The organism is Caulobacter sp. 17J65-9 (assembly GCF_010975005.1).
GTDB lineage: Bacteria > Pseudomonadota > Alphaproteobacteria > Caulobacterales > Caulobacteraceae > 17J80-11.
Window position 1 is genome coordinate 1 of sequence record NZ_JAAIVC010000108.1, and the last position, 13,229, is coordinate 13,229.

Annotated in this window: 14 protein-coding genes and 2 pseudogenes; 9 read left to right on the forward strand and 7 right to left on the reverse strand. The window is 71.4% G+C overall.

The window, feature by feature from the left end; translation table 11 throughout:
• Window positions 1-441, forward strand: a pseudogene (locus tag G3573_RS14755) (anti-sigma factor); the annotation flags it as partial.
• Window positions 442-447: 6 nt separating this feature from the next.
• Here the strand turns inward: G3573_RS14755 and G3573_RS14760 are convergent.
• Window positions 448-1,710 (reverse strand): TonB family protein, encoded by a 1,263-nt coding sequence (locus G3573_RS14760; RefSeq protein ID WP_163262003.1) that lies wholly within the window; start codon window positions 1,708-1,710, stop codon window positions 448-450.
• 149 nt (window positions 1,711-1,859) lie between these two features.
• Between G3573_RS14760 and G3573_RS14765 the strand changes: the two genes are divergently transcribed.
• Entirely contained in the window at window positions 1,860-2,876 is a 1,017-nt protein-coding gene (locus G3573_RS14765) for an NADP-dependent oxidoreductase (RefSeq protein ID WP_163262004.1), read from the forward strand.
• Window positions 2,877-2,938: 62 nt separating this feature from the next.
• Window positions 2,939-5,332 carry a M20/M25/M40 family metallo-hydrolase gene (locus G3573_RS14770; RefSeq protein WP_163262005.1) on the forward strand — a complete coding sequence of 798 codons (2,394 nt, stop codon included), beginning with the start codon at window positions 2,939-2,941 and terminating at the stop codon, window positions 5,330-5,332.
• Window positions 5,333-5,351: 19 nt separating this feature from the next.
• On the opposite strand, the gene imm40 is transcribed toward G3573_RS14770, so the two are convergent.
• Together imm40 and G3573_RS14780 are read right to left on the reverse strand one after the other, a co-directional pair.
• Entirely contained in the window at window positions 5,352-5,681 is a 330-nt protein-coding gene (gene imm40 / locus G3573_RS14775) for an Imm40 family immunity protein (protein ID WP_163262006.1), read from the reverse strand.
• Window positions 5,682-5,716: 35 nt separating this feature from the next.
• Window positions 5,717-5,893 (reverse strand): hypothetical protein, encoded by a 177-nt coding sequence (locus G3573_RS14780; protein WP_163262007.1) that lies wholly within the window; start codon window positions 5,891-5,893, stop codon window positions 5,717-5,719.
• A 115-nt stretch (window positions 5,894-6,008) separates the two neighbouring features.
• On the opposite strand from G3573_RS14780, the gene arsC reads away from it, so the two are divergent.
• Window positions 6,009-6,416 carry an arsenate reductase (glutaredoxin) gene (gene arsC, locus G3573_RS14785; RefSeq protein WP_346427389.1) on the forward strand — a complete coding sequence of 136 codons (408 nt, stop codon included), beginning with the start codon at window positions 6,009-6,011 and terminating at the stop codon, window positions 6,414-6,416.
• Here the strand turns inward: arsC and G3573_RS14790 are convergent.
• The 3 genes from G3573_RS14790 to G3573_RS14800 form a co-directional block, all read right to left on the reverse strand.
• Entirely contained in the window at window positions 6,413-7,246 is an 834-nt protein-coding gene (locus G3573_RS14790) for a protein-glutamate O-methyltransferase CheR (RefSeq protein ID WP_163262009.1), read from the reverse strand. The genes arsC and G3573_RS14790 overlap by 4 nt on opposite strands.
• Window positions 7,246-7,611: a response regulator gene (locus tag G3573_RS14795; protein WP_163262010.1), complete on the reverse strand. Its 366-nt coding sequence runs from the start codon at window positions 7,609-7,611 to the stop codon at window positions 7,246-7,248. The genes G3573_RS14790 and G3573_RS14795 overlap by 1 nt, the downstream gene beginning before the upstream one ends.
• A gap of 86 nt (window positions 7,612-7,697) precedes the next feature.
• The gene (locus tag G3573_RS14800; protein WP_163262011.1) at window positions 7,698-8,372 is read right to left on the reverse strand and encodes a histidine phosphotransferase family protein; all 675 of its coding nucleotides are present in this window, start codon (window positions 8,370-8,372) and stop codon (window positions 7,698-7,700) included.
• Between the two features lie 80 nt (window positions 8,373-8,452).
• Between G3573_RS14800 and cysQ the strand changes: the two genes are divergently transcribed.
• The 5 genes from cysQ (at window position 8,453) to G3573_RS14825 (ending at window position 12,849) form a co-directional block, all read left to right on the forward strand.
• Window positions 8,453-9,259: a 3'(2'),5'-bisphosphate nucleotidase CysQ gene (gene cysQ / locus G3573_RS14805; protein ID WP_163262012.1), complete on the forward strand. Its 807-nt coding sequence runs from the start codon at window positions 8,453-8,455 to the stop codon at window positions 9,257-9,259.
• 56 nt (window positions 9,260-9,315) lie between these two features.
• Window positions 9,316-10,305 (forward strand): cysteine synthase A, encoded by a 990-nt coding sequence (cysK, locus tag G3573_RS14810; protein ID WP_163262013.1) that lies wholly within the window; start codon window positions 9,316-9,318, stop codon window positions 10,303-10,305.
• A gap of 48 nt (window positions 10,306-10,353) precedes the next feature.
• On the forward strand, window positions 10,354-11,568 hold the full coding sequence (locus G3573_RS14815; RefSeq protein ID WP_163262014.1) for a DUF2336 domain-containing protein: 1,215 nt from the start codon (window positions 10,354-10,356) through the stop codon (window positions 11,566-11,568).
• A gap of 199 nt (window positions 11,569-11,767) precedes the next feature.
• Window positions 11,768-12,187 (forward strand): MucR family transcriptional regulator, encoded by a 420-nt coding sequence (locus G3573_RS14820; protein WP_163262015.1) that lies wholly within the window; start codon window positions 11,768-11,770, stop codon window positions 12,185-12,187.
• Between the two features lie 173 nt (window positions 12,188-12,360).
• Complete coding sequence (locus G3573_RS14825; protein ID WP_163262016.1) at window positions 12,361-12,849, forward strand: PAS domain-containing protein; 489 nt, start codon at window positions 12,361-12,363, stop codon at window positions 12,847-12,849.
• 65 nt (window positions 12,850-12,914) lie between these two features.
• On the opposite strand, the pseudogene G3573_RS14830 reads toward G3573_RS14825, so the two are convergent.
• A pseudogene (locus G3573_RS14830) lies at window positions 12,915-13,229 on the reverse strand (hypothetical protein); the annotation flags it as partial.

Consider the following 13,229-nt stretch of genomic DNA (forward strand, 5'->3'; position numbering starts at 1 on the left):
GTCGCGGCCATGGCGGCCTGCCTGGTGGTGGGCGTGACTGCGGGCGCGCTCTGGCGGGGCCAGGGCGGCGCGCTGGTCCGCGCCACGGACGGCGGCCTGACCGCGTCGGGCGCGCTCGACCGAGCGCTGGACCGCCAACTGGCGTCGGAGCCCGGCGGGGTCGTGAAGGTGGGGCTGAGCTTCCGGGCCACGGACGGCGGCTACTGCCGCACCTTCCGCGTCGAAAAGGGCGAGGGCCTGGCCGGCCTGGCCTGTCGCGAGGACGGCCGCTGGCGGGTGCGCCTGGCTGCCGCCGTCGAACCGCAGGCGGCGCAGGGCGGCTATCGCACCGCCGGCACGGAGACGCCGCCCGAGGTGCTATCGGCCGTGGAGGCGATCATCGCCGGCGCCCCCCTGGACGCGGCCGGCGAGAAGACTGCGCGGGATGCGGGCTGGCGCTGACCCCGGTCAGGCCGACGGCGGCTCGACGATCCAGCCGCAGGTCTCCCGATAGCTGGCGTCCACGGCCCCGGCGGCGAAATCCGCCGCCCCCTGCTTGCGGGCCCTCACGAGGCTTTCATTGAACTCGGCCGGCGTCCTGCCCAGGACCAGATTGCCTATGGCGAGAACGCCGGTCCAGTTGAGCACGTCCTCTCGGGTCCGGTCGGTGTAGGGGGCGGATTCAGCCGCCGCCAGGTAGTAGCCCGCGCACCGTTCCCCCTCTTGATAGATCTCCGCGGCGTCAGCGGGCAGGGCGGCGGTGAGGTACTCCGGTACGCGGAAGGTCAACGGCACGCGCGCCTTGCGCCCCGCCAGCGGAGTTCCGTCGGCGGCGTTCGGGCCCACCCGCATGTCCTTGATGACCTCGAGCGCGGCCGGGCCGTAGCCGTGTCCGGCCGGCTGTTCGGACACCAGCGCACAGTTCTCGAGCCGCCCGTCGCGCGTGCGCGCGCATTCGAAGGCGCCGGTGAGTTCCAGTCCGGCTTCCATAGCCGGGCGCGGGTAGAAGTACAGCAGCGACGTCGGCGTGGCCGGCTGCTCGATCACCGCGTCGGCGACCTGAGCGGCGGGCGAGGCGGCGACCAGCGGCACGTTCGCCTGGAGATCCGGTCCGCCGTCGAGGGCGCCCCAGCCCGTTTTCCCGCAGGGTTCGGGAACGGCGCCGCCCCCGGCGAGGGTCGCGGACGCCTTGCGTCGCGACGCCTCCAGCCGGGCGGCGATTTCGGACGGCTTCAGGTCCACCCGCAAAGCCGTGTCCGTGTAGGCCTCGAGCCAGTAGTTGTAGAGGAAGAACCGGTCGAGCTCGCGCCAGCTCTTGAAGCCCGCCTCCGCGTAGCCGGCGCAGACCTCGGCCTCCGTCTGCACGTCCTTCAGCGTGAGTTTCCGGGCCCCCTGCGCCAGCGTCCAGTTCAGCGGGACGCGCACCTTGGCGCCGCCGACGGGAACTCCGTCGACCGTCTTCGGCCGCATCCTGAACACCACGGAGGCGTCGACCGTGGCCGTGCCGAAGTCGAACCCCGTGGGCTCTTCCGAGACCACGGAACAGTTCTGGGCCGCCCCTGAGACGGCGACGGCGCATTCGACGACCGCACGCCCCTCAATCCCGCTGAACCGCGCCAGTTCCGGGTAGTAGGCGTCCATCTCGTCCTGGGTGGGCATTTCGACCCAGCCCGGCTTGGTGATCACCTGCGCCGGTTCGGCGCCGAGCAGAAACAGGACTAGCGGCAGCATCACGAAATCGCCCCCCAAGCGGCGGGCTCACCTAACCGAAGCCGCTTGACGGTTGCAAACCGTCGCTCCACCACTTCGCTTAGGTTTCGATTGAAAACGGGAGACGGGTCATGTTTGGGTTCGGCCGCAAATCGTCGAAGGAACCACCCATGACCGTCGCCCAGAACCGCCAGGTGAAGCTCGCCGCCCGTCCCGTGGGCCTGCCGCAGCGCACCGACTTCGCCTTCGAGAGCGCGCCGGTCCCGAGCGCCGGCGAGGGCGAGGTGGTGGTGAAGGTGCACTACCTGTCGCTGGATCCGGCCATGCGCGGCTGGATGCGCGAGGGCCGCTCCTACGTGCCGCCGGTGCAGCTGGGCGAGGTGATGCGGGCGCTGGGCGTCGGCCAGGTGGTCGAGAGCGGCGATCCGGCCTTCCAGCCCGGCGACTACGTCGTCGGCCTGACCGGCGTGCAGGAATACGCCAAGCTGCCGGCCAAGGACTGGACCAAGGTCGACCCGCGCTTCGCGCCGCTGCCGACCTATCTGGGCGTGCTGGGCATGACCGGCATGACCGCCTACTTCGGCCTGCTGGACGTCGGCGCCCTGAAGGACGGCGACACGGTGGTGGTCTCCGGCGCCGCCGGCGCGGTCGGCCAGGTCGTCGGCCAGATCGCCAAGATCAAGGGCTGCAAGGTGATCGGCATCGCCGGCGGGGCCGACAAGTGCCGCTATGTGGTCGACGAGCTCGGGTTCGACGCGGCCATCGACTACAAGCACGAGAACGTCGCCGCCCGCCTGCGCGAGCTGTGCCCGAAGGGCATCGACGTCTATTTCGACAACGTCGGCGGCGACATCCTCGACGCGGCGCTCGCCAACCTGGCCCGCAAGGCCCGCGTGGTGATCTGCGGGGCCATCTCCCAGTACAACGCCACCGACTCTGTGGCCGGGCCGAAGAACTACATGTCGCTGCTGGTCAACCGCGCGCGCATGGAAGGCTTCGTGGTGTTCGACTTCGCCGCGCGCTACGCCGAGGCGGCCCAGGCCATGGGTGGCTGGATGCACGAGGGCAAGCTGAAGGGCCGCGAGGACGTGGTCGCCGGCGGCGTCGAGGCCTTCCCTGAGACCCTGAACAAGCTGTTCGCCGGCGAGAACATCGGCAAGCTGGTGCTCAAGGTCGCTGAAGCCTGAGGACGTTGCGTCCCGCCTTCGCGTCCGTCTAGCTAGGGCCGACGCGAAGGGGGAAGCGCGCAATGAAGTCCTGGACTCTGATCGGCGTGCTGGTCGCGGGCGCGGCCCTGGCCTGGGCCAGCCTGCTGACGCCGCCGCCGCAATCCGCCGCCGCGCCGGCCACGGCCTTCTCGGCCGAGCGCGCCATGCGCGACGTCGAGGCCATTGCGCGGGCCCCGCACCCCACCGGCTCGGCCGAGAACGCGCGCGTGCGCGACTACCTGGCCGGCCGGCTGAGCGAACTGGGCCTGCAGGTCCAGATCCAGAAGGCCGACGTGTTCGAGGCCGCCGGCTGGGGCGGCCGCGCCTCGGGCGCGACGGTCGAGAACGTCATCGGCGTCCTGCCCGGCCGCGACCCGTCGCTGCCCGCCGTGGCGGTGATGAGCCACTACGACAGCGTGCCGTCTTCGCCAGGCGCCGCCGACGACGCGGTCGGCGTCGCCGCCGCCCTGGAGACCGCCCGCGCCCTGGTCGCCCAAGGGCCGCGCGAGCGGGACGTGATCGTCGCGATCACCGACGGCGAGGAGATCGGCCTGCTGGGCGCGCGCGCCTTCTTCGGCGAGCACCCGCTGGCTGAGCGCGTCGGCGCGGTCGTGAACATGGACGTGCGCGGCAGCTCGGGTCCGGCAGTGATGTACGAGACCGGCCGCGGCAACGGCGGCTGGATCCGGCTGTTCGGCGACGCCACCCGCCGTCCGCTGGCCAATTCGCTGACCGCCTGGATCTACGAGCGGATGCCGAACGGCACCGACTTCACCATTCCCAAGCACCGCGGGATCGGCGGCCTGAACTTCGCCTTCCTGTTCTCGCCCACCGACTATCACGCCGCGTCGGCGACCCCGGCCCACCTGGATCGCGGCAGCCTGCAGCACCTGGGCGACCAGGTGCTGGCCGCCACCCACGACCTGGCCGCCGGCCGCGAGCTGCCCAAGGCGGCGCCGGACGCGGTCTATTCCGACGTGATGGGCGTGGCCCTGGTCCGCTATCCCGCCTGGGCCGGCTGGGTCGTGCTGGGCGCGGCCGGCCTGTTCGCCGGCGTCGCCCTGGCGGGCGCGGTGCGCAAGGGCTTCGTGGTGTGGAAGGACGCCGCCCGCGGCGCGGGCCTGACCGTATTCGTCGGCGCGAGCGTGGCCCTGGTGCTGCGCGTCCTGCACGGCGGCCCGGACAGCGTCAGCGGCTGGGCCATGGAGGCGCAGCAGCCGCTCGTCCTGGCCGGCTGCACGCTTGTGGGCGCCGGCGTGGTGCTGGCCGCCCTGGCCGGCGTGCGCCGTGACGCGAAGCGCTGGATCCCCGCCGCCCTGGCCGTTCTGCTCGGCGCTGCGGGCGCGGTCCGCTTCGGCGGCGTCGATCCGCTGTCGCTGGGCCTGGCCGGCGTCGCGGCGGTCACCGGGCTGCTGGTGTTTGGCCGCTCGGCCGGGGCCTGGTGCCTGTGGACCGGCCTGCTGGGCGTGGGCTTCGCCCTTGCGATCGCGGCCCAGATCCTGGCCCCGACCGCCGCCTTCCTGTTCGCCTGGCCGCTGCTGGCCGCTTCGCTGGCCGCAGCCGGGATCATGGGCCTGGCCGGCGGCGATTTCACCAAGCCGACCGCGCTGGCGATCTCCGGCATGGCGGGGCTCGTCGCCTTCGCCTGGCTGGCCCGTTTCGCCGGGCCGCTGTTCGTGGCCATGGGCTTCGGCATGGCCGAGTTGCTGGCCCTGTTCGCGGTGCTCAGCCTGGCCCCGCTGTGGCCGCTGGCGGCGGTCTGGACCCGCGCTCAGCGCCCGCTGACCCTGGCCGCGATCTGCGCCGCCGTGGGCGTCGGCCTCGTGGTCTTCGCCATGGTCCGCGACCCCGCCTCGGCGCGCACGCCCCGGCCGACCCAGGCCTTCTATGTCGCCGACCTGTCCACCGGCCGGTTCGCACGCGCCAGCGGCATGGCCGAGCTCGACGCCTGGACCAAGGCGGCGCTGAACGGCGACGGCGGCGCGCCGAAGCGCGCCCCGCTGGAAGCGCTGCAGGTGAAGGACGCCTGGCTGGCCGACGCCCGCCCGGTCGCCATCGCGACCCGTCCCGACCTGACGCTGGGCGGCGAGGGGACGCGGCGCGTGCTGACCGTGAAGCCGGCCGGGGGCCGCGAGCTGCGCCTGTCGCTGAAGTCGAGCGCGGCGGTGAAGGACGTGACCGTGAACGGCAGGCCGGGCGGCGACGTGCTGGCCAAGCCCGGCGAGTGGTCGCGTCTGCGTTGGGCTGGCCCCGGCGAGGGGTTGCAGATCGCCTTCACAGCGGCGACGCCCGGTGCGCTGGAGGTGCGCTACGCCGAGGTGCAGGACGGCTGGCCCGTGGACGCGACGCCGCTGCCGAAGCGGCCGGCCGATGTGGCGGCCACGGGGCTGTCGGACGCGACGGTGCTGACCGACGAGCGCCGGTTCGGTTGGTGACTAGCGCGCTCGTCCTGGCTCAGGTGCGAGGCACGATGGCGAAGTAGGGATCGCGTCCGCGGTATTCGGACACGAAGCGCCTTGCGACGAGGGCGCTCCTATCGACGTACGACGCGATCTCTTCTCCGGGAAAGAGCTCGCAGCACCAATTTGCGTAGGCGAGCACGAGCTCGCCGCTTTTCCGTTCGAAGGCGTCGCCACCGACGACCGGGACGCCAAGGCCGCGCAGTCGCTCGATCGCGGCGAGCGCGTCTACTTGAGGCAACGCCCAGCCCTGAACCCCGAAGGGTTCAAGGCTGACGCCTGAATTTAGGACCGCCTCGACTTCCGAGCCCCAGGTGGTCTTCATGGGGTTGGGCTGAGGTGACCCGAGTCCAATCGACTTCAGCCCTTCGGCGCGGGCGTCGGGGCCGGCTGATCGGCCGGGGCCTTCTGGTCGGCCTTCATCTCGTCGCAGCAGGGCTTCGGGCAGTCCTTGCAGCAGTCCATGGTCGCGGCGGCGGCGACGCCGGCGCTGGCGAGGAACAGGGCGGCGACGGCGGCGAGGGCGGTCTTGGACATGGGATCCTCCGAAGGTCCGGCGCAGGTTAAGTCCGGCGAGGGCGTCCGGCAACTCAGGGCCTTTACAGGGACGCCCGCGGCTGGTTCACCGGCCCGCGTTTCCAGGAGGCCCGCCGTGAGCGATTTCCCCGTCACCGTCTTCCACAACCCGAAGTGCGGCACGTCCCGCAACGCGCTCGCCATCGTGCGGGCCGCCGGCTACGAGCCGGAGGTGGTCGAATACGTGAAGGCCGGCTGGACCGCCGAGCAGCTGAAGGCCCTGCTGGAGCGCATGGGCGCCGGCCCGCGCGCCGTGCTGCGCACCAAGGGCGCGCCCGAGGAGGCGCTGGCCAAGGTGGCCGAGGGCGTGTCCGACGACGCCCTGATCGCCGCCATGGTCGAGCACCCGATCCTGGTCGAGCGGCCGATCGTGGCCAGCCCCAAGGGCGTGGTGCTGGCCCGTCCGTCCGAGCAGGTCGTGAGCGTGCTGGAGCGCAAGCCCGAGAGCTTCACCAAGGAAGACGGGACGGTCGTCCCGCTCTAAGCCGCCTTGCGGGCGGCCGACAGCTTGACGAAGACGCCGCGCGCGTTGGGCAGGGCGGCGAAGGTCTGACCCAGTTCGCGCGGGCTTTCGCCGGCGCCCAGCACCAGCACGCCGTCGTCGGCCAGCCGGCCGGCCAGGCGGCGCAGCACGGTGGCGCGGGTCTCGGCGTCGAAGCCGTCCAGCACGTTGCGGCACAGGATCAGGTCGAACCGCTGCGGGCCGGCGAAGTCCTCGACCAGGTTCACCCGGCGGAAGCGCACGTCGCCGCGCAGGCGCGAGGACACCCGCCACATCTCGTCGACCTTGTCGAACCAGCGGACCAGCAGGCGGGCCGGCAGGCCGCGCTGCACCTCGAACTGGGTGTACAGGCCGGCCTCGGCCTTCTCCAGGCAGGCGCGCGACAGATCGGTGCCGGTCACTTCCAGCGACAGCTTCGCGCCGTTCGCGGCGGCTTCCTCGCCGGCGATGGCCAGCGACCAGGCCTCCTGGCCGGTGGCGCAGCCCGCGCTCCAGGCTCGCACGCGGCCGCCCGGACGGGCCTGGGCCAGGGCCGGCAGGACGTGGTCGCGCAGGCGCTCGAACACCGCCAGGTCGCGGAAGAAGAAGGTCTCGGTCGAGGCCATGGCGCCCACCGCCGCGTCCTTCAGCCGGGCGTCCGCGCCCTTGCGCAGGGCGGCCAGCAGGGCGTCGACCGTGCCGTAGCCCTCGCGCCGGGCGAGCGGGGCCAGCCGGCCCTCGACCAGGTGCACGGTCTCGCGGGTCAGCACGAAGCCGGAGCCTGCCTTCAAGAGGCCGGCGAAGTGCTTCAGGTCTTCGGGATCGGCGGCCATCAGACCACGCCCGCCACGGTCAGCTTGGAGCCGAGGATGTCGCCGTCGAACGGTTTCATCACGTACTCGTCCGCGCCCGCGTCCAGCGCCTCGCTGATCCGCTCGGGTTCGTTCTCGGAGGTGCAGAACACCACCTTCGGGCGCTCGCCGCCGGGCTCGGCGCGCAGGCTCTTCAGGAAGGCCAGCCCGTCCATCACCGGCATGCGCCAGTCCAGCAGCACCACGTCGGGCATGTGCGCGCGGCAGCGGGCCAGGGCCTCGGCCCCGTCGCCGGCCTCGGCCACGTCGAAGGCGAAGTCCTCAAGGATGCGGCGGGCGATCTTGCGGATGATGCGGCTGTCGTCGACGACGAGACAGGTTTTCATCCGCGCCTCCCCGGCCGCATACGCCGCGCACGCGGCCTCCGCCCGACCATGGTTCGCGGCGGGTTAAGGTTTGGGTAACGCCGTGATCAGACCGGCATGCGGGCGTGGATGGTCACCGTGCCGTCTTCGGCGACCTCGAAGCTGAGCGTGCCGCCCGCGTCGCGCACCACTTCCGACAGCCAGAACGGCTGGATCCACTGGCCGGCCAGGCCGTCGGTCAGCTGCTCGCCGCGCAGGCCGGTGGCGACTTCGGGCTTCATGCGCACGCGCGCGCCCTTGGCCTCGACGGCCATGACGATGTGATCGCCTTCCGTCACCGCGGTGACGCGCGCCACGCCGCCGGTCGGCAGGGCCCCGCCGCCGATCTGGGCGAGGTTCAGCAGGGCGCGGGCCGCCGGCTTCTCGAAGGTCTGCTGCTCGACCGCCCACTCCAGCTCGGCGCGCACGTGCTCGAAGGCGCTCTTCAGCAGGTTTTCCAGCTCGCGCGCGTCGAATCGCTCGGCCGAGGTCGCCGCCCCGAACGCCACGCGGGCGAAGTTGACGATGGTCACAAGCTTGTGCGCGCTGGCCTCGATCAGGCTCATGGCGTCGTCACGCATGTCCTGCGCCGACGGGTCCTTCAGCAGGTCCAGGCCGGACACGATCGCGCCGGTCGGGCTGATGAAATCGTGGCAAAGTTTGGCCGCGATGTGGGACGCCAGCAGGGTCGCGCCGAGCGCGGAAGCCTCTTCAGGCACAGGGGCGAGCAGGGGGTCGTTCATGGGGCGCCTCGATTTCGGCGGATAAGTGCCGTGATTTGCGGGCTTCTTCAAACAGGCGCGGCGCCCTATACGCTCGCGCCGTGACCTACGCCACTTCGAACATCGCGGCCGACGCCGCCTCCACCGCTCCCGCCGACCTCGGCCCCGTGCTGGCCGAGATCGCCGAGGAGGCGGCCAAGATCATCATGCCGTTCTGGCGTGCCGACGTGACCGTCGAGCGCAAGGCCGACGAGAGCCCGGTGACCGAGGCCGACCGTCAGGCCGAAGCCCACATCCTGGGCCGCCTGGCCGAGCTGTTCCCCGACATCTGCGTGATTTCGGAAGAGGCCGCCTGCGACGCCGGCGTGCCGAAAGCCGCGCACGCCCGATTCTTCCTGGTCGACCCGCTGGACGGCACGCGCGGCTTCGTCCGCGGCGGCGAGTCCTTCACGGTCAACATCGCCCTGATCGAGGACGGCGCGCCGGTGGCCGGCGCCGTGGCCGCCCCGGCCTCGGGCCAGGTCTGGTACACCACCTCGGCCGGCGCCATGCGCCGCCGCGTCGGCGAGACCGCCGCCCAGCCGGTGCGCGTGCGCGTGAAGCCGGACGCGGGCCTGGCCCTGGTCAGCCACACCCTGTCGGACGACGAGGCCACCCGCCTGGCCGCCCGCCACGGCTGCGCCAACTGGCAGGGCCTGGATTCCTCGGTGAAGTTCTGCCTGATCGCCGAGGGCCGGGCCGACGTCTATCCGCGCCCGGGCCCGACCATGGAGTGGGACACCGCCGCCGCCGACGCCGTGCTGCGCGCCGCCGGCGGGCGGGTGCTGACCGAGGACGGCAAGCCGCTCACCTACGGCAAGGCCGACCGCGGATTCGAAAACCCCGGTTTCCTCGCCATCGGCGGCTGACCACGGGCCAAGAACTCGGGTATATCGGGCCCTCTTCCTGGACGGAGAGGGTCCCCATGGCCGACACCGCTGCTCCCGCCTACGACGCCAGCCGCAACAAGCGCGCCGGGCGGGGCAAGATCTTCGATTCGATCATCGACACCATCGGCGACACGCCGCTGGTGCGTCTGCCGCGTCTGTCGGCCGAGTTGAAGCCGAAGGCCGAGGTGGTCGCCAAGCTCGAGTTCTTCAATCCGCTGGCCAGCGTGAAGGACCGCATCGGCGTGGCCATGATCGAGGCCCTCGAGCAGACCGGCGAGATCAAGCCGGGCTCGGTGCTGATCGAGCCGACCAGCGGCAACACCGGCATCGCGCTGGCCTTCGTCGCCGCCGCCAAGGGCTACCGCCTGATCCTGGTCATGCCGGACTCCATGTCGCTGGAGCGCCGCAAGATGCTGGCCCTGCTGGGCGCGGAGCTGGAGTTGACCCCGGCCGAGAAGGGCATGAAGGGCGCCATCGCCCGCGCCCACGAGCTGATGGACGGCATCCCGGGTTCGGTGATGCCCTCGCAGTTCGACAACCCGGCCAACCCGGCGATCCACCGCGTCTCGACCGCCGAGGAGATCTGGAACGACACCGACGGCAAGGTCGACATCGTCGTCTCCGGCGTCGGCACCGGCGGCACCCTGACCGGCGTCGGCCAGGTGCTGAAGAGCCGCAAGCCGTCGGTGAAGATGATCGCCGTCGAGCCCGAGGCCTCGCCGATCCTGTCGGGCGGCCAGCCCGGCCCGCACAAGATCCAGGGCATCGGCGCGGGCTTCGTGCCGGCCATCCTCGACACCCACCTGATCGACGGGGTGGAGACGGTGTCGAACGACGACTCCTTCGCCATGGCCCGCAAGGTCGCGCGCGTGGAAGGCGTGCCGGTCGGCATCTCGTCCGGCGCCGCCCTGACCGCCGCCTTCCGGCTGGCGGCGCGCGACGAGAACGCCGGCAAGCTGATCGTGGCCATCGTGCCCAGCTTCGCCGAGCGCTATCTGACCACGGCCTTGTTCGAAGGATTATGAACGGCGCTCACCCACGGTTAACCGCGGTCGGCGTCTAATTCACCCGATATGACCGAGCCGGCGCCCGCACCGGAAACTGCCCCAGCCGCGACCCCGTCGCGGGCTCGCAAGACGCTGCTCAAGCGTCTGGCCGACGTGGTGTGCCTGCCGGCCAGCCGGGTCAACGCCTTCGAGCGGGCGATGACCGCCGACCTGCTGGTCGAAATGCTGCGCGAGGCGGAGGCGGGCGAGCGCGCCAAGGTGGCGGGCCGCCTGGCCCCGCTGACCGAGGTGCCCAACAGCCTGACGCGCCTGTTGCTGCGCGACGAGCCGGACATCGCCCGCATCCTGATCGACGACTGCGGCTCGTTGACCGACGCCGATCTGGTCGCCTGCGCGCGTGACTCCTCTGTCGAGCACCGGCGGATGATCGCCGGGCGCCGCGGCATTTCCGAAGTGGTCAGCGAGGTCCTGGTCGAGCCGCTCGAGCCCGAGGTGCTGGAGGGGCTGCTCAAGAACACCCAGGCGCGGCTGTCGCAGCCGGCCATGGAGGCCCTGGTCGGGGCCAGCCGCCACGCGGCCGACCTGATCCCGCACCTGCTGCGCCGCCCCGAACTGCGGCCGTCGGGCGCCTACGTCATGTTCTGGTGGTGCGACGCCGAGGGGCGCCGGACCATCCTTTCGCGCTTCGCCGTCTCGCGCGAAGTCCTGCAGGAGGCGGTGGACGACGTCTTCGCGCTGGGCGCGGAAGAGAACTGGTCCGACCCGCTGGCCCGCAAGGCGCTGCAGTTTATCGAGCGGCGCCAGCGCAACCGCGCCGCCATCGAGAAGAGCCCCTACGACAGCCTCGAGGACGCCGTCGCCGCCGCCGAGGAGGGGATCACCCGCGAGGTCGCCCAGGAGATCGGCTACCTGTCGGGCCTCAAGCCGGCCACCTGCGCCAAGTTGCTGGCCGACCGGGGCGGCGAGCCCCTGGCGGTTCTGTGCAAGGCCACCGGCCTGCCCAAGAGCGCGCTGAAGACCCTGTGGCGGTCGATGAAGCGGCCCGAGACCGAGGCCGACGGCAGCGTCACCCCCGCGCTCGAGCGCGTCCTGATCACCTACGAGATGATCGCGACCGATCGCGCCCAGACCGTGCTGCGCTACTGGAACTGGGCGCTGAGTTCGGCGCTGACGCCAGCCTTGGTGAAGGCGATCCGAGAGGGCGACGAGGACGCGCTCGACGAATACTCGGTGCCGCAACGCGCCGCCATGCTGGCGCTGGCAGAAGACTTCGGCCGCTGATCTGGTCTGACTACGGAACCTCTTAGCTCGGCAGGTTCCGCAAAGACTTCGCCTCTGCCGTTCCTGCGGCGGCGGACCTCTGAATTTCCATTTCCTATTTTTCTGTGTTGTGCACCGGTCCGAACCCCGGTAACACGCACGCACTAGAACAAGTTTCGAGCCCGCCGCGTCGGGTCTAAAGCTAACGGAACAAGCAGTCATGGACGACAAGGGCGAAATCATCGAGATGACGGCGGATATCGTTTCCGCCTACGTCGGCAACAACTCGGTTTCCGCTGCGGACCTGCCCGGCCTGATCCAGAGCGTGCACAAGGCGCTCTCGACCGTGATCGGCGGCGCTGAAGCCGCCGCCCCGGAACCCAAGGAACCGGCGGTTCCGCTCAAGAAGTCCATCACCCCGGACTACCTCGTCTGCCTCGAGGACGGCCGCAAGTTCAAGTCGCTGAAGCGTCACCTGCGGACCAAGTACAACATGAGCCCCGAGGAATACCGCGCGAAGTGGGGCCTGCCGAAGGACTATCCGATGGTCGCCCCGAACTACGCCAAGGCGCGTTCGGACCTGGCCAAGCAGATGGGCCTGGGCCAGGGCGGTCGTAAGACGGCGCGCAAGGGCCGCTGATCTCCCGTTCAGATCGTTGAGACGCCCGTCGCGGATTCCCGCGGCGGGCGTTTTCTATTGCGCTCCCAGCCCTGCGGCGCGGGGTCCCGTTAATCCTTTTCCGCTTGCCCCCGATTCGCCGGTTAAGGGATAGTGAACGGGTAGTGATTCGAAGGCGTTGGGGTGGGGCCGAGATGATCGCGCAGTTGGCGGCGCCCGCCTCGGCATTACGGGCGCACGAAGAGATATTCGCCTATTGGGCGTCTCGCCGCCGCGGCGGCCGCCTGCCCAGCCGGGCCGACATCCACCCCGATCACATCAAGCGCTACCTGCCCACCGTCAGCCTGATCGACGTCTCGCGCGAGCCGCTCGACTTCCGCCAGCGGCTGGCCGGCACCGGCCTGTACGGCGTCTACGGGCGCGAGGTCACCGGCATGAAGCTGGAGGAGGTCTACGCCCAGGAGGCGGCCGACTACTGGCGGCGCGAACTGACCTCCATCGTCGAGATGCGCCGGCCCGGCGTGGGCTCGCACACCATGGCCTGGCGCGGCGCCGGCCACCTGTCGATGCTGTGGCTGCGCCTGCCGCTGGCCTCAGACGGCTACGAGGTCGACATGATCCTGGGCTACGACGCGGTGCTCGGCCTGCAGAACCTGCCGCCGTCCGGCATCCGCGCCGCCTGAACGTCAGAGAGCCTTAGCGGACCGCTTCCCTCGCCGAACCGGCGTCCACTTCGGCTGGAAGCGCTCTAGAGCGAACCCATCGCCAGGAAGGCGCGGCCGGCCGCGAAGTCGCCGACTTCGAAGCGGGCGGTGCGCACGCTGTCGTCCGGCATGACGAACTCCACGGCGAACTGCTCGCGCGGGTCGAGACCGGCCAGCGCCTGGGCGGTGTCGGCCGGGAAGCGGAAGGCCAGCGCGTCGCGGGCGCCGGCCGCCAGCGTGGTCGAGGCCGCGCTCTTGGCCTGGGCCAGCTCCACACGGGCGATCTGGCGCGGCGGCGTCTCGCCGGCGCGGGCGTCGGGCAGCCACGGACGGCTGGTCCGCGCCGCGTCGCGCAGCAC